We start from the raw sequence: 13,804 nt of genomic DNA, 5'->3' as shown, positions 1-13,804 counted from the left end.
GTCAGCGCCGCTCGCGCGGCGCTTTCGGTTCAGTCCTCCGCCGGCAATTGGCCGGGGAACAACACATCGGTATAGCCGAAACTGGTGAAATCGCGAATCCGCATCGGATAGAGCACCCCGAACAGATGATCGCATTCGTGCTGCACCACCCGGGCATGGAAGTCGGCAGCGACCCGCTCGATCACCTCGCCGTAGGGGTCGAACCCCCGGTAGCGGATGCGCGGATGCCGCGGCACCCGGCCACGCAGACCCGGCACCGACAGACAGCCTTCCCAATCCTCGACCAGCTCGGCGTCGTCGAGCGCTTCGATCTGCGGATTGCACAGCACCGTATACGGCACCGGCCCCGCATCGGGATAGCGCGGGCTGACAAAGCCACCGAAGATTACCAGCTGCTTCGACACTCCGATCTGCGGGGCAGCGAGCCCCGCACCGCTGGCGGCCTGCATGGTCTGTTCCATATCGGCGATCAGCGCCAGCAGCTCGGCCGAGCCGAATTCCTCGGCGGCCACCGGGGCGGCGACCTGCCACAGCAGCGGGTCGCCCATCTTCAGTATGGGTCTAATCGGCATCGACTTTCACCACCCCTTCGAGAATCCGGTGCACATGCTCGATCGCTTCCATGAACACCTGCTCGGCCGCGGCCAGATCGACCCGGTTCTTGCTGTCGCCACGGCCGGCCGCCCAGTTGGCCACCACGGCGATGGCGGCATAGGACAGACCGGCCTCGCGCGCAAGACCCGCTTCGGGCATCCCGGTCATGCCGACGATATCGCCGCCGTCGCGGGCGATCCGGTTGATTTCGGCCGCCGTTTCCAGTCGGGGACCCTGGGTGGCCGCATAAATGCCGCCATCGACCACCGGCTGACGCGCTTCCTTGGCTGCCTTGAGCAGGCGGCGGCGCAGCTTGTTGCAATAGGGCTCGGTAAAGTCGATATGGACCACCGGCTTATCGCCGCCATCGAAGAAGGTATGACGACGGTTGGAGGTGTAGTCGATGATCTGGTCGGGAATGATCAGCGTGCCCGGCTTGAGGTCATCGCGCACCCCGCCCACGGTACAGACCGAGATCACCCGCTTGACCTTCTGTTCGGCCAGCGCCCAGATATTGGCGCGATAGTTGATCTCGTGCGGCGGAATGGTGTGGCCGTAGCCGTGCCGGGCCAGAAACACCACATGATGGTCGTTGATCTCGCCAAAGGTCAGGGCGCCCGACGGCTCGCCGTAGGGGGTGCGCGCCACCTGGCGATGGGTGATCTTCAGATTCTTGAGCCGGGTCAGGCCGGTGCCGCCGATGATCGCAAGCATCGCTCGCTCCTCAGGATTCCCCGCCGTCCAGCGGCAGGGTATAGGTCAGGAATACCCGGTCCAGTTGCCAACCATGGCGCTCGTAGAGCGCCTGGGCGGTATGGTTGTCGCGGGCCGTGCTCAGTTGCAGATAGGCAGCGCCGCTCGCCTGGCCCACTGTGCGGGCGTGCCGCAGCAAGGCCGAGGCGACGCCACTGCCACGGTGGGCCGGCGCCACATAGAGATCGAACAGGGTCCAGATCGGCGCCAGCGCCAGCGAACAAAAGCCGGGATACATCTGCATGAAGCCAACCGCCACCCCGTCGCTCAGCGCCAGATAGACCGCCGACTGACGCGCCGCCAGCCGCAGCGTCAGATAGGCGCGCGCGGCTGCCGGGTCGCTTGGCTGCTGATAGAACTGACGGTACTGGTCGAACAGCCGGGTGGCCGCTTCCAGATCGTCGCCGGCTTTCAGCTCGACAATGGCCAGCGCCATCATACGCTCCGCAGCGAGCAGAAATGACGCAGGAAGGTGCTGAATTCAGGCCCGACCTCGGGATGGCGGGCACCATAGGCCAGGGTGGCCTGCAAATAGCCGAGCTTGGAGCCGCAGTCGTAGCGCGTGCCCTCGAAGCACAGAGCCAGCACCCGCTCCTCTTCGAGCATGGCGGCGATGGCGTCGGTCAGCTGGATCTCGCCGCCCTTGCCCGGTGCCACATTGACCAGATGGCGGAAGATACGCGGCGTCAGGATATAGCGCCCCACCACCGCCAGCGTCGAAGGCGCCTCTTCGGGCTTGGGCTTTTCGACGATGCCGGTGATCTTGAGATGGCCCTTGCCGTTCTCCTCGACCAGCACGATGCCGTAGGAACCGGTCTCCTCGCGCGGCACCTCCTCCACCCCGATCACCGAGTTATGGCAGTCGTCGAACAGCTCGACCATCTGCTTGAGCACCGGCTTTTCGGCGTCGAGCAGGTCATCGGCCAGAATCACCGCAAACGGCTCGTCACCGACCAGCGGCCGGGCGCACAGCACGGCGTGGCCCAGGCCCAGCGCCTCGGGCTGGCGCACATAGGCGCAGGTGACGCTCTTGGGGATGATGCCGCGCACCAGTTCCAGCAGATCGTGCTTGCCCTTGCGCTCCAGCTCGTTCTCGAGCTCGTAGGCCTTGTCGAAATGGTCTTCGATGGCGCGCTTGTTGCGGCCGGTGACGAAGATCATCTCGGTGATGCCGGCGGCGACCGCTTCCTCGACCGCATACTGGATCAGCGGCTTGTCGACGACATTGAGCATCTCCTTGGGGCTGGCCTTGGTGGCCGGCAGGAAACGGGTTCCGAGGCCCGCGACCGGGAAGATGGCTTTGGTGACTTTACGCATCGCAATTCCTTATTCGGCCGCGGCCGTTTGATCCAACAGCGCCCGCAGCGCCTCCTCGTCGAGCACCGCGATGCCCAGCTCCTCGGCCTTGGCCAGCTTGCTGCCGGCATCGGCGCCCGCTACCAGATAATCGGTCTTCTTCGAGACCGAACCCGACACCTTGCCGCCGGCCGCCTCGATCAGCACCTTGGCCTCATCACGGCTCAGGCTGGGCAGCGTGCCGGTCAGCACCAGGGTCTTGCCGGTCAGCGGGCCGACTGTCGCCAGCGTGGCGCCGGGCTCGCTTTCGCTCCAACTGACGCCGGCCGCGCGCAGTTGCTCCACCACTTCGCGGTTATGCGGCTCAAGGAAGAAGTCGCGGATCGACTGCGCCACCACCGGCCCCACATCGGGCACCGATTGCAGCACGGCCAGCGACGCTGCGGAGTCCGGCAGCGTCGCGGCCTCGATCAGGCCGTCGAGTCCACCGAAATGGCGCGCCAGATCGCGCGCCGTGCTCTCGCCGACATTGCGGATACCGAGCGCGAAGACAAAGCGTGCCAGCGTGGTCTGACGGCTTTTATCGATGGCGGTCACGATATTGGCAGCCGATTTCTCGGCCATCCGGTCGAGTTCGGCGAGCTTGAGCAGGCCCAGCTTGTACAGATCGGCCGGTGTGCGGACCCAGCCGGTATCGACCAGTTGCTCGACCAGCCGGTCGCCCAGACCTTCGATATCCATGGCGCGCCGGCCGGCAAAATGCAGCAGCGCCTGCTTGCGCTGGGCCGAACAGACCAGCCCGCCGCTACAGCGGTACACCGCGCCGCCCTCTTCGCGCATCACATGCGAGCCACACACCGGGCAGGCAGCCGGCATGACGAACGGCGGATACAGCGGCTCGCGCGTGCCGTCGGGCAGTTCGCGGTAAGGCCGACGCTCCGGCACCACGGCGGAAATCTTGGGAATCACATCGCCGGCCCGGCTGACCACCACCGTATCGCCGACACGGATATCGCGCCGCTCGATCTCGTCTTGGTTGTGCAGCGTGGCATTGGTGACGGTGACGCCACCCACGGCCACGGCCTGCAACCGTGCCACCGGGGTCAGCGCGCCGGTACGGCCGACCTGGATATCGATGGCTTCGAGCACGGTCAGCGCTTCTTCGGCCGGGTATTTGTGCGCCACGGCCCAGCGCGGCGCGCGCGAGACAAAGCCGAGTCTGGCCTGATCGGCCAGCGAATCGACCTTGTAGACCACCCCATCGATCTCGAACGGCAGTTTCGGACGCAGCGCGCCGATGCGGCGGTAATAGTCGAGCAGCCCCTCGGCCCCTTCGACCCGCTCGCCGTACTGGCACACCGGAAAGCCCAGTGACTTGAGCCAGGCCATGATGCCGGTCTGGCTGGTCGGCAGCTCGGCGCCTTCACACTGGGCGACGCCATAGCTGAAGAAGTTCAGATGACGGCCGGCGGTGATCCGCGAATCGAGCTGGCGCAGGCTGCCCGCGGCGGCGTTGCGCGGGTTGGCAAAGCGCTTCTCGCCGCGGGACTCCTGTTCCTCGTTGAGCCGCTCGAAGTCCTTTTTGAGCATCAGCACTTCGCCACGGACTTCGAGCAGCCTGGGCGCCCCGGGCGCCAGCCGCAGCGGCAGCGAGCGCACGGTGCGCAGATTGGCGGTGACATTCTCGCCCTGGCTGCCGTCGCCCCGGGTGGCACCCAGCACGAACAGGCCGTCCTCGTAGCGCAGCGAAATGGCCAGGCCGTCAAATTTGGGGCCGACCTCGTAGCCTACCCGCTCGCAGCCCAGCGACTCGCGGATACGGCGGTCGAAATGCTCGACCTCCTCATCGCTGAAGGCATTGCCAAGCGACAGCATGGGAACGCTGTGGAGCACCGGCTCGAACATCTCGAGCGGTGCGCCGCCGACGCGCTGGGTCGGGGAATCGGGGCTGCGCAGCTCAGGATGGGCCGCTTCGAGCGCTTCGAGTTCGCGGAACAGCCGGTCATATTCGGCGTCGGGCACGCTAGGCGCGTCGAGGACGTAATACTCGTAGGCGTAGCGGTTCAGTTGCTCGCGCAAGGACTGCGCGCGTTCGATAAGAGCTTGCATAGGGGATCAGTCTGCGGCGGAAAACTCAGGCGAACAGGCGCAGCGCCGCAGCACCACCAGCGGGGATGCCACGGTCGTCCATCATGCCCAGCACCTGTAGCAGTTGCTTGCGGATCGCGGCCAGATCACCCGGCTTGAGCGAGCGGCCTTCATCGTCCACCAGATCGCCGCCCAGGGTCAGCGCCAGTTGCTGGGCCAGATCGGCCATGCGGTCGAACGCATGTTCGGCGCCCGCCACGCGCGGCAGATCAAGCAGCAGTGTCACCGAGGGCGTCTGGTCGATATCGGTCAGCGGCCGTTGCCGGCTATCGACCAGGGTAAACAGGGTCTTGCCCGAATCGGACTTGGCATGGAAGGTGCCGTCCTCTTCGAGCGTCATGCCGGCGGCGTCGAGCATCTCGCCCAGTTGGGCCAGGGAAAACGGCTGCTGGGCCGCGACGACATTGAGGCCGATCAGCACATCGACAGCGGCGGCAAAGCGGTCGAGATCGGCGGCGGCAGCCAGTTTGTCTTCACGGCGGGGAAAGGAGGCGAGGCCGTTGTGGGCATGGGCAAAGCCATTGACCTGCTCGCAGAATTTGGCCAGTTGGGCATCGTTGACCGGACCTTGCCGATCGACCAGTTGCAGGCCGACCTTGAGTTCGGCATAGCTGGCGCCTGCGGTGACCGGCTCCCAGTTGCGGCCGGCGCGGCCCAGCACGCGGACCCGCTTGCCGACGGCAAAGCCCGGGATCTGCTCGGCCGGCACCGCTTCTTCGAGATGCAGTTCGCCGATGAAATCATAGGCCGGGTCGAGCGCACCGATGGCCACGGCGGCGGGTTCGCTCAGTTCGACTTCCTCGGGTTCGCTTGGCACCGGCTCGCCCAGTACGCTTGGGGCATTGGCCAGCGCCGGTTCGAGCCGGCGGTCGGGCACGGTCGGGCGGACCACGTTCTTCTGGGCGTCGAGCAGCACGTCCGGGTGGTTGTCGGCGAACGCGGCAGCGGCCCGCTTCTTGTAGCGGTACTCCTGCCAGAGATTGAAGCCCCAGACGACGGCAACCACGCCGACGGCGAGACCCAGGGTGATCCAGTGAATTTCGCTCATGCTTCGACCAGATTTTTTGGAATGAGACTGCGCCCAGGCGGCGCCTATCGAGGCGCGAGCTTAGCGGAAGGCGGCCGACAAAGCCAAGATTTTACGCCACGGCCGGCGCTGGCGCGGCGTCGATGCGACCGACTTTCACTGCGACAGGCAAAAAAAACGGCCCGGAGGGGATCCGGGCCGATCAAATTCTACAAAGGAGAATAGAGGAGAAACTATCAAGAAGCATTACTGCGACTCAACGGCGCTATTGTCCCGTCGCTGTAAGCATAGCGTCAAGAACGCCTGTTCCAGATTTCGGTAAGGATTTCCCTAATGCACTGCAACAAAGCCGGCCATCCGTGCCGCCCAGAGCGTGCTGCAATGCAGTTATAATCAGCGCTTTGCCCCTTCCCGACCCCCGATGTCCCATCTGCCCGATCCCCGGCGCTATCCCCGCGTCGATGCCCGCGACAGCCTGATCCGTCTGGCCATGTCGCTTCTGACCGAACGCGACCTTGGCGCGCTGGTGCGCAAAGAGGCCGATCTTGATGCCGAATTGAGCCGCCTGCTCGGCGCCGGTGACGATGCCGCCATCGGCGAGGCACTGGGCAAGGTGCCGTCGCAGGAGGTCTATCTCTGTCTGAACGACCGGCTACGCCAGGCCGTCGAGCGGCCACCGGTCGATGCCGCCGGCCACAATGTGCTGTTTGCGCTGCCGCTGGTGCTGGTGGCCGGCAGCCGCGCCCCGCTCAGCCTGCCGGGTCGCCTGCCCGATCCGACAGCCGTGCTGGCCTTGCTGCGCGAACACGGCATCATCCACCCCGAAGCCGAAGTCGAACTGCTTGCGCAGTTACCGACCGAGTCGCAACTGGCTGGCATCCGCCCAAGCGAACTGGCCCGCTGGCGCGACGCCCCCACCGCCACCCTGCCCGACTTTGCCGAGCAGCCCTTGCAGATCAATGGCGAAACGGTGCTGCTGCGCTTTATCGTCGGCGTGGCCCGCCAGCCGGCCCAGGCCGCGCCTGCGGTGCAGCTTGGCATCACCCCCGGTCCGTGGGGCCTGGCACTGACCCGGCTGTTGAGCGAACAGTGGAAACACGACAACCTCACCCTGTTCCCGCTGCCGCGCGCTCCGCTGCCCTGGCTGCCGGCCCGGCACGACGGCCGCAGCGCCCGACTGCATATCCAGTTCGAGATCTACGCCAGCAATATCCTGAGAAAACTGCGCCAAGGCGGCGAGCAGCCGGTGGCCGTGCTGTCGGCCCACGACAACGACGAGCTCCATGTCACGCTCGGCGCAGCCAGCAATGGCGAAGTCTGGGAAGGCTTCGTTTGGCCGCTGACCCCGCTTGACCGGGTCGAAGGGATTGTGGCGGCCATGGTCGAGCTGCTGCGCGAATGCCGGCTCGACCGGATCGAAATCCTGCCCGAAGTGCTGCCTGCCGTGCATGAAGGTCTGCCCTATTTTCCCCTCCCGACCGAACTCGACGCGCTGCCGCTGACCCGGCATTGAAGCGCGCACCCATTAGGAGACCCGTCATGGGCTATTTTCAGCATCACGTCTTTTTCTGTACCAACCAGCGTGCGGCCGGCGAGAGTTGCTGCAATGATTTCGGCGCAACCGAAGTCCATGCCTACGCCAAGCGCCGCATCAAGGAACTCGGCCTGTCCGGCGAAGGCCGTATCCGGATGAACAAGGCCGGCTGTCTCGACCGTTGCAGCCAGGGTCCGGTGCTGGTGGTCTATCCCGAAGGGGTGTGGTACCAGTACCTCGACCAGGAGGATGTCGAGGAAATCATCCAGGAACATCTGGTCCACGGCCGTATCGTGGAACGGCTCAAGATCTGAGGACAGCCATGAGGACGCTGCAATTCGAACCGATCGACATCGCCGGTCCGGTCGGACCGCTCGACACGCTGCGCCTCGCCCCGGCCACCGCCTTGCGCGGCATCGCCCTGGTAGCGCATCCCAACCCGCTCCAGGGCGGCACCCATAACAACAAGATCGTCCATACCCTGGCCAAGGTGCTGGCACGCCAGGGCTATGTGGCCTACTGCCCCAATCTGCGTGGCGTGGGTCGCAGTGGCGGCGAGCACGACCATGGCCAGGGCGAAGTCGACGATATGGCCGCCGTGCTCGATTACGCCGTCGCGAGCCATGGTCCGCTGCCGCTGATCCTGGCCGGTTTTTCTTTTGGCACCTATGTGCAGACCCAGCTTGCCGAGCGGCTTGGCCATGACCAGGTCGAGCGACTGATCCTGATCGGTCCGGCCTGTTCGCGCGCCACGCTGCCCGCCGTGCCGGTCGAGCGCACCCTAGTGATCCACGGCGAGGCCGACGAGGTGGTGCCGCTTGCCAGCGTGCTCGACTGGGCGCGGCCGCAGGACCTGCCGGTCGTGGTGGCGCCAGGCGTCGGCCACTTCTTCCACGGCAAGCTGACCTTGTTGGCCGACTGGGTCAACCGGCTGTCGCCCGCACCCGATTCGGCACAAAAATAAAAATATCCGCAAAACAGTCACAAGTACTGTAGCCGTGTTTATTTATAAATAGTCAATTCATACGCGGTCGCCAGCGGCCGCGTCCCGTCCCGGGGGAACAGCATGGCCGTCCTGGAACTGCGCGGATTGCGCAAGCGCTACGGCGAGCAGGAAGTGGTACGCGGGCTCGACATCACGGTCGAGCGCGGCGAATGCTTTGCCTTTCTCGGCCCCAACGGCGCTGGCAAGACCACCACGCTGCGACTGGCGCTGGGGCTCACGGTCGCCGATGGCGGCTCGGTGATGCTGCTGGGCCATACCCTGCCCCGGCAGGCCCGGGAAGCGCGTCATCAGGTCGGTGTCGTGCCGCAGTTCGACAACCTCGACCCCGATTTCACCCTGGCGGAGAACCTGCTGGTCTATGGCCGCTATTTCGGCCTGAGCGACCGGGCCATCCGCGCCCGGATTCCCGAACTGCTCGATTTCGCCGGCCTGGCCGGCCGCGCCGAGGCACCGGTCGCCTCGCTGTCGGGCGGGATGAAGCGCCGGCTGACCCTGGCGCGCGCCCTGATCAACGATCCGGCACTGATTTTTCTGGACGAGCCGACCACCGGTCTCGACCCGCAGGCGCGGCACCTGATCTGGGAGCGGCTGCGCCAACTGCTGAGCCAGGGCAAGACCCTGCTGTTGACCACCCATTTCATGGAAGAGGCGGAACGGCTGGCCAGCCGGCTTGCCGTGATCGATCAGGGCCGGCTGATCGCCGAAGGCCCGCCGCGCGCCTTGATCGAACAGCATATCGAGCCACAGGTGGTCGAAGTCTTCGGCGAACAGGTGGAGGAATGGGCCAGCCAGCACGGCAGCCGCCTGAGCCAACGCTGCGAGCGCAGCGGCGAGACGGTGTTCTGCTATGGCGAGGAGCTCGATGAAGTGGTCGCCGATCTGAAAAAGCGGCCGGCCCTGCGTCATCTGCATCGACCGGCCAATCTCGAAGACGTGTTTCTGAAACTGACCGGCCGCGAACTGCGCGACTGAGGACCCGAACGCTCACCGTCCGCACCGGATGCTCGCTCCGGCTCTCCCATGAGTCCGACGCCACCATGACCGCAACTGGGCTGGCGGACGCGGAACCAGCATTAGAGACGGAGAAAGAAATCTGTATTTTTGTTTGAATCCCGCACTGGATCTTGCAAGTCTTTTTCCGGAAATTTTCCTTAATGCCCTCTCCCGCGTTCTCCCCCTCCTCAGCCGGCCCAGCAGGCCCGTCCAGCGGGCGTCCTATTTGCTGCACCAGCCCTCACCGCTTGCCGACTTTTCTGTCGGCCATGAACCGGATGCTGCCCCGATGAATTTCCAAGCCGACCAGATTCCCACCGAGCTGATGCTTTTTGCCAATTGCCTGGCGCTTGTCCTGTTGATCTGGCGCGGCAGCCGGGTCAACTGGGGCGAATTGTCGCAATCGCACCTGACCGGCTGGCTTGGTGCCACCACGCTGCTTGCGGTGCTGTGGCAGGTGACGGCCGGCATCCGGCCAGGGCTGAGCTTTCATCTGCTGGGCGCCTCGGCCCTGACCCTGATTGCCGGCCGCGACAAGGCGCTGATCGGCTTTGCGGCCATTCTGGCGGTCCAGGCCGCCAATGGCAAAGCCGACTGGGCAGCCCTCGGCCTCAATTGGCTGACCCAGGTGCTGCCTGCCGTCTGCGGTGCCGGCTGGCTGCTGCGCTGGAGCGAACGGCGACTGCCGGCCAACTATTTCGTCTATTTTTTCGTCAATGGCTTCTTTGGCGCAGCGCTGTGTTTCTGTGTGGCGGTGCTGGTCAGTCTTGCCACCCACGCCGTGCTGGGCAGCTACAGCGTGACTTATCTGCTCGAAGAAGTGCTGCCCTACTATCTGCTGTTCGCCTGGTCGGAAGCCTTCTCGACCGGGTTGGTGCTGGCACCGCTGGTGATGTTCCGGCCGCAGTGGGTAGAGACTTTCGACGACCGCCGTTATCTGCATGACGCCTGAGCCATCGGAGGCTTGATGAACCCGTATGCCCTGCCCCGTTTCTCGCTGCGCTTCTGGCCGGTGTGGCGGCGCAACTTCCTGGTCTGGCGCAAGCTGGCCATTCCTTCGCTGCTGGGCAATCTGGCCGATCCGATGCTGTATATGCTGGGGCTGGGCTATGGCCTGGGTGCCTTGCTGCCGCGGATCGACGGCGTGCCTTATCTGCATTTTCTGGCGGCCGGCACGCTGTGCTACTCGACCATGAACAGCGCGACCTTCGAAGCGCTGTATTCGGCATTTTCACGCATGCAGGTGCAGCGTTCGTGGGATGCCATCCTCAATGCCGCGATGGATCTCGATGATGTGCTGATGGGCGAATGGCTGTGGGCCGCGAGCAAGAGTCTGCTGTCGGGCGCCGCCATTCTGGTGGTGGTCTTGCTGCTGGGTCTGGCCGATCCGCTGACGGCGCTGTGGCTGCTGCCGCTGGCGCTGCTGGTCGGCCTGACCTTTTCGGCCTTGGGACTTGCCGTCACGGCGGTGTCGCCGAGCTACGACTTCTTTATGTATTACTTCAGCCTGGTGATCAGCCCGATGGTGCTGTTATGCGGAGTCTTCTACCCGACCAATCAGTTGCCGGGCTGGCTGCAAGTGGTATCCGGGGCGCTGCCGCTGACCCAGGCGATCGATATTGCCCGGCCGCTGCTGCTGGGGCAGCCGCTGGTCGATCCGGCTGGCAAGATCGCGCTGATGGCCGCCTATGCAGCGGTGGGCTATTACCTGGCCGTGGTGCTGGCACGGCGGCGTCTGCTGCGCTAGGCGGTCCGTGCGCCATACGGCGGACCGGCGCTGGCTTTCCTGGGCTTTTCGCTGCGGCTCGGGATAAAGCATCGAAATTGAAATTTTCCGAAAAATGATCGCAAGATTCCTTGCACTCTATTTCAATAAAATAAAAAACCCTGCCGAAGCAGGGTTTTCTTTCTCGCACGCGAGGAAACTGCGCTTACAGATCCTTGGCATTGCTGGCCAGGTAGCTGGCCACGCCTTCGGCCGAAGCCTTCATGCCGGCCTTGCCCTTGCTCCAGCCAGCCGGGCAGACTTCACCGTTTTCTTCGAAGAACTGCAAGGCATCGACCATGCGCAGGGCTTCGTCAACATTGCGGCCCAGCGGCAGGTCATTGACCAGCTGGTGGCGCACCACACCGTCACGGTCGATCAGGAAGGTGCCACGGAAGGCCACGCCGTCTTCGGCTTCGACATCGTAAGCCTTGGCGATCTCGTGCTTCACGTCGGCCACCAGGGTGTAACCGACCTGGCCGATGCCGCCCTTTTCCACCGGGGTGTTACGCCAGGCGTTGTGGGTGAACTGGCTGTCGATCGACACACCGATCACTTCGACATTGCGCTTCTTGAATTCTTCGAGACGATGGTCGAAGGCGATCAGTTCCGACGGGCAGACGAAGGTGAAGTCCAGCGGGTAGAAGAAGATGACTGCATATTTGCCCTGGGTCGCCTCGACCAGGTTGTAGCGATCGACGATCTGACCATTGCCAAGGACAGCGGCGGCAGTGAAATCGGGGGCTTTTTTACCGACGAGGACAGCCATATGCGTACTCCTAAACGTGTTGGAAGGGTGGGTCGAAGTGTAGACGGCGCAATTTACGCGCGCGCGACATGATAGTCAAATTTAAATTTTTTAAAATATTAATAGTAAAAAACTATTAATGGCCTGGAAAAAAGCCGCCCAAGACTGGGCGGCTTGAATCGCCTCACGCCGAACGGCACCGACCTCCCCTTTTAAGCCGGTCCGCTCAGGCGCCTATCGCCGGTCAGTGACGACCGGGAATCGCGGCCAATAGTTTCTGGGTATAAGGATGCTTGGGATCACGATAGAGCTGGTCGGAATTGGCATATTCCACCATCTCGCCATGGTTCATCACCAGCACTTCGTCGGAGATGTATTTCACCACGCTCAGATCGTGCGAGATAAACAAATAACTCATGCCGTACTCATCCTGCAACTCCTGCAACAGATTGAGCACCTGAGCCTGCACCGACACATCGAGCGCCGAGACCGACTCGTCGCACACGATAATCTCAGGCTTCATGGTCAGGCAACGGGCAATGCTGATGCGCTGACGCTGGCCCCCCGAAAACTCGTGCGGATATTTAAAGAAAGCACCATCGGGCATCCCCACCCGCTTGAGCAGCTCGCGGGCATGGTCGCTGCGCTCGCGGTCGTTGCTGTGGATATTATGGATGCGCATCGGCTCGAGCAGGATATCGCCCACGGTAAAGCGCGGATTCAGGCTGGCGTAGGGGTTCTGGAAAATGATCTGCAGGCGGCGCTTGTAGGGCTGGTAGTCCTTGTCCGAGAGCGCCATCAGATTCTTGCCATCGAACAGCACCTCGCCGCCTTCGCAGGAATTGAGCCGCAGAATGGTCTTGCCAAGCGTGGTCTTGCCCGAACCGGACTCGCCCACGATACCGAGCGTCTTGCCCTTGGCGAGCTTGAAGCTGACGTTCTTGACCGCATGGATTTCACGGCGGCCGAACAGACCCTGCTTGGCATAGAACTTCTTTTCGAGTCCCTTGACCTCAAGCACGATCGGGTCGCCCGGCACCACGCCACGCTGGCGCTCGCCCTGCGGCAGCTCCTTTTCGCGGCCTTGCAGGAAGTCGTCCACCACCGGCAGCCGGATCGGACGACGATCGATGGTCGGACGGCAGGCCAGCAGTGCCCGGGTATACGGATCGGCCGGCTGGGTGAACACCTGCTCCGAGGCGCCCTGCTCCTTGATCACGCCGTGGTGCATCACCACCACATGGTCGGCCACTTCACGCACCAGCTCCAGATCGTGAGTGATGAACAGAATGCTCATGCCATGGCTGGCCTTGAGCTTCATCAGCAGCTCGACGATCTGTTTCTGGATCGTCACATCGAGCGCCGTGGTCGGCTCATCGGCAATCAGCAGCTTGGGCTCGCAGGCGATCGCCATGGCGATCATCACGCGCTGCTGCTGGCCGCCCGACATCTGGTGCGGATAGCTGTCGATCCGGCTCTGCGGGTCGGGAATGCCCACTTCGGCCAGCAGCTCGATGGCGCGCTTGCGCGCAGCGGCCTTGCTGAGCGGCTTGTGCAGACGCAGCACCTCGACGATCTGGTCGCCGACCTTATAGACCGGATTGAGCGAGCTCATCGAGTCCTGGAAGATCATCGAGATATCTTTACCGCACAGGGCACGGCGATTGGCCGGCGTTTCCTTGAGCAGGTCACGACCTTCGAACAGCAGCTGGCTCTCGGGATTGATGATGGTATTGAGGCGCGGCAGCAGATCCATGATCGCCATCGCCGAGACCGACTTGCCCGAGCCGGATTCGCCCACCAGTGCCACCGTGCTATTGCGCGGAATCACATAGTTGATGCCCTTGAGCGCCTCAAAAGTCTGCTGCTTGCCCATCTGGAAGGACACGCGCAGGTTCTTGATTTCCAAAAGATTGTTGCTCATCGTTTCCATCCTCGGT

General features: G+C 63.8%; 14 protein-coding genes. 6 read left to right on the top strand and 8 right to left on the bottom strand.

Annotation, left to right across the window (positions count from 1 at the left end):
• Positions 1-29: 29 nt before the first annotated feature.
• The 6 genes from ACFOW7_RS19825 to ACFOW7_RS19800 are packed head-to-tail and all read right to left on the bottom strand — an operon-like array spanning position 30 to position 5,839.
• The gene (locus ACFOW7_RS19825; protein ID WP_378167697.1) at positions 30-572 is read right to left on the bottom strand and encodes a peptide deformylase; all 543 of its coding nucleotides are present in this window, start codon (positions 570-572) and stop codon (positions 30-32) included.
• The gene (locus tag ACFOW7_RS19820) at positions 562-1,308 is read right to left on the bottom strand and encodes an S-methyl-5'-thioinosine phosphorylase (RefSeq protein ID WP_378167695.1); all 747 of its coding nucleotides are present in this window, start codon (positions 1,306-1,308) and stop codon (positions 562-564) included. The genes ACFOW7_RS19825 and ACFOW7_RS19820 overlap by 11 nt, the downstream gene beginning before the upstream one ends.
• A 10-nt stretch (positions 1,309-1,318) precedes the next feature.
• Positions 1,319-1,783, bottom strand: a complete 465-nt coding sequence (locus ACFOW7_RS19815; RefSeq protein WP_378167693.1) for a GNAT family N-acetyltransferase — start codon at positions 1,781-1,783, stop codon at positions 1,319-1,321.
• On the bottom strand, positions 1,783-2,664 hold the full coding sequence (gene galU / locus ACFOW7_RS19810) for a UTP--glucose-1-phosphate uridylyltransferase GalU (protein ID WP_378167691.1): 882 nt from the start codon (positions 2,662-2,664) through the stop codon (positions 1,783-1,785). Before galU ends, ACFOW7_RS19815 begins: the two co-directional genes overlap by 1 nt.
• A 9-nt stretch (positions 2,665-2,673) precedes the next feature.
• Positions 2,674-4,752 (bottom strand): NAD-dependent DNA ligase LigA, encoded by a 2,079-nt coding sequence (ligA, locus tag ACFOW7_RS19805; protein WP_378167689.1) that lies wholly within the window; start codon positions 4,750-4,752, stop codon positions 2,674-2,676.
• Positions 4,753-4,777: 25 nt separating this feature from the next.
• Positions 4,778-5,839 carry a cell division protein ZipA C-terminal FtsZ-binding domain-containing protein gene (locus ACFOW7_RS19800; protein WP_378167687.1) on the bottom strand — a complete coding sequence of 354 codons (1,062 nt, stop codon included), beginning with the start codon at positions 5,837-5,839 and terminating at the stop codon, positions 4,778-4,780.
• Positions 5,840-6,239: 400 nt separating this feature from the next.
• Between ACFOW7_RS19800 and ACFOW7_RS19795 the strand changes: the two genes are divergently transcribed.
• The 6 genes from ACFOW7_RS19795 (at position 6,240) to ACFOW7_RS19770 (ending at position 11,098) form a co-directional block, all read left to right on the top strand.
• Positions 6,240-7,331 carry a hypothetical protein gene (locus ACFOW7_RS19795; protein WP_378167685.1) on the top strand — a complete coding sequence of 364 codons (1,092 nt, stop codon included), beginning with the start codon at positions 6,240-6,242 and terminating at the stop codon, positions 7,329-7,331.
• Positions 7,332-7,357: 26 nt separating this feature from the next.
• Positions 7,358-7,666, top strand: a complete 309-nt coding sequence (locus tag ACFOW7_RS19790; RefSeq protein ID WP_378167683.1) for a (2Fe-2S) ferredoxin domain-containing protein — start codon at positions 7,358-7,360, stop codon at positions 7,664-7,666.
• An 8-nt stretch (positions 7,667-7,674) separates the two neighbouring features.
• Positions 7,675-8,316, top strand: coding sequence for an alpha/beta hydrolase (locus ACFOW7_RS19785; protein ID WP_378167680.1), 642 nt, complete (start codon positions 7,675-7,677; stop codon positions 8,314-8,316).
• Positions 8,317-8,418: 102 nt separating this feature from the next.
• On the top strand, positions 8,419-9,330 hold the full coding sequence (locus tag ACFOW7_RS19780) for an ATP-binding cassette domain-containing protein (RefSeq protein WP_378167678.1): 912 nt from the start codon (positions 8,419-8,421) through the stop codon (positions 9,328-9,330).
• A gap of 310 nt (positions 9,331-9,640) precedes the next feature.
• Positions 9,641-10,303, top strand: a complete 663-nt coding sequence (locus tag ACFOW7_RS19775) for an energy-coupling factor ABC transporter permease (protein ID WP_378167676.1) — start codon at positions 9,641-9,643, stop codon at positions 10,301-10,303.
• Between the two features lie 15 nt (positions 10,304-10,318).
• Positions 10,319-11,098 (top strand): ABC transporter permease, encoded by a 780-nt coding sequence (locus ACFOW7_RS19770; protein ID WP_378167674.1) that lies wholly within the window; start codon positions 10,319-10,321, stop codon positions 11,096-11,098.
• Between the two features lie 184 nt (positions 11,099-11,282).
• On the opposite strand, the gene ACFOW7_RS19765 is transcribed toward ACFOW7_RS19770, so the two are convergent.
• Together ACFOW7_RS19765 and ACFOW7_RS19760 are read right to left on the bottom strand one after the other, a co-directional pair.
• Positions 11,283-11,885, bottom strand: coding sequence for a peroxiredoxin (locus ACFOW7_RS19765; protein ID WP_378167672.1), 603 nt, complete (start codon positions 11,883-11,885; stop codon positions 11,283-11,285).
• Positions 11,886-12,108: 223 nt separating this feature from the next.
• Entirely contained in the window at positions 12,109-13,788 is a 1,680-nt protein-coding gene (locus ACFOW7_RS19760; protein WP_378167670.1) for an ABC transporter ATP-binding protein, read from the bottom strand.
• Between the last annotated feature and the right edge of the window lie 16 nt (positions 13,789-13,804).

The organism is Chitinimonas lacunae, assembly GCF_042650885.1.
GTDB lineage: Bacteria > Pseudomonadota > Gammaproteobacteria > Burkholderiales > Chitinimonadaceae > Chitinimonas_A > Chitinimonas_A lacunae.
The sequence above is the reverse complement of the archived record's forward strand: the minus strand, read 5'-3'. Positions and strand labels throughout refer to the sequence as shown.

What these genes read in the sequence shown, in the direction of transcription:
- ACFOW7_RS19825 (WP_378167697.1), bottom strand. Translation starts at nt 572, where the DNA reads ATGCCGATTAGACCCATACTGAAGATGGGCGACCCGCTGCTGTGGCAG.
- ACFOW7_RS19820 (WP_378167695.1), bottom strand. Translation starts at nt 1,308, where the DNA reads ATGCTTGCGATCATCGGCGGCACCGGCCTGACCCGGCTCAAGAATCTG.
- ACFOW7_RS19815 (WP_378167693.1), bottom strand. Translation starts at nt 1,783, where the DNA reads ATGGCGCTGGCCATTGTCGAGCTGAAAGCCGGCGACGATCTGGAAGCG.
- galU (WP_378167691.1), bottom strand. Translation starts at nt 2,664, where the DNA reads ATGCGTAAAGTCACCAAAGCCATCTTCCCGGTCGCGGGCCTCGGAACC.
- ligA (WP_378167689.1), bottom strand. Translation starts at nt 4,752, where the DNA reads ATGCAAGCTCTTATCGAACGCGCGCAGTCCTTGCGCGAGCAACTGAAC.
- ACFOW7_RS19800 (WP_378167687.1), bottom strand. Translation starts at nt 5,839, where the DNA reads ATGAGCGAAATTCACTGGATCACCCTGGGTCTCGCCGTCGGCGTGGTT.
- ACFOW7_RS19795 (WP_378167685.1), top strand. Translation starts at nt 6,240, where the DNA reads ATGTCCCATCTGCCCGATCCCCGGCGCTATCCCCGCGTCGATGCCCGC.
- ACFOW7_RS19790 (WP_378167683.1), top strand. Translation starts at nt 7,358, where the DNA reads ATGGGCTATTTTCAGCATCACGTCTTTTTCTGTACCAACCAGCGTGCG.
- ACFOW7_RS19785 (WP_378167680.1), top strand. Translation starts at nt 7,675, where the DNA reads ATGAGGACGCTGCAATTCGAACCGATCGACATCGCCGGTCCGGTCGGA.
- ACFOW7_RS19780 (WP_378167678.1), top strand. Translation starts at nt 8,419, where the DNA reads ATGGCCGTCCTGGAACTGCGCGGATTGCGCAAGCGCTACGGCGAGCAG.
- ACFOW7_RS19775 (WP_378167676.1), top strand. Translation starts at nt 9,641, where the DNA reads ATGAATTTCCAAGCCGACCAGATTCCCACCGAGCTGATGCTTTTTGCC.
- ACFOW7_RS19770 (WP_378167674.1), top strand. Translation starts at nt 10,319, where the DNA reads ATGAACCCGTATGCCCTGCCCCGTTTCTCGCTGCGCTTCTGGCCGGTG.
- ACFOW7_RS19765 (WP_378167672.1), bottom strand. Translation starts at nt 11,885, where the DNA reads ATGGCTGTCCTCGTCGGTAAAAAAGCCCCCGATTTCACTGCCGCCGCT.
- ACFOW7_RS19760 (WP_378167670.1), bottom strand. Translation starts at nt 13,788, where the DNA reads ATGAGCAACAATCTTTTGGAAATCAAGAACCTGCGCGTGTCCTTCCAG.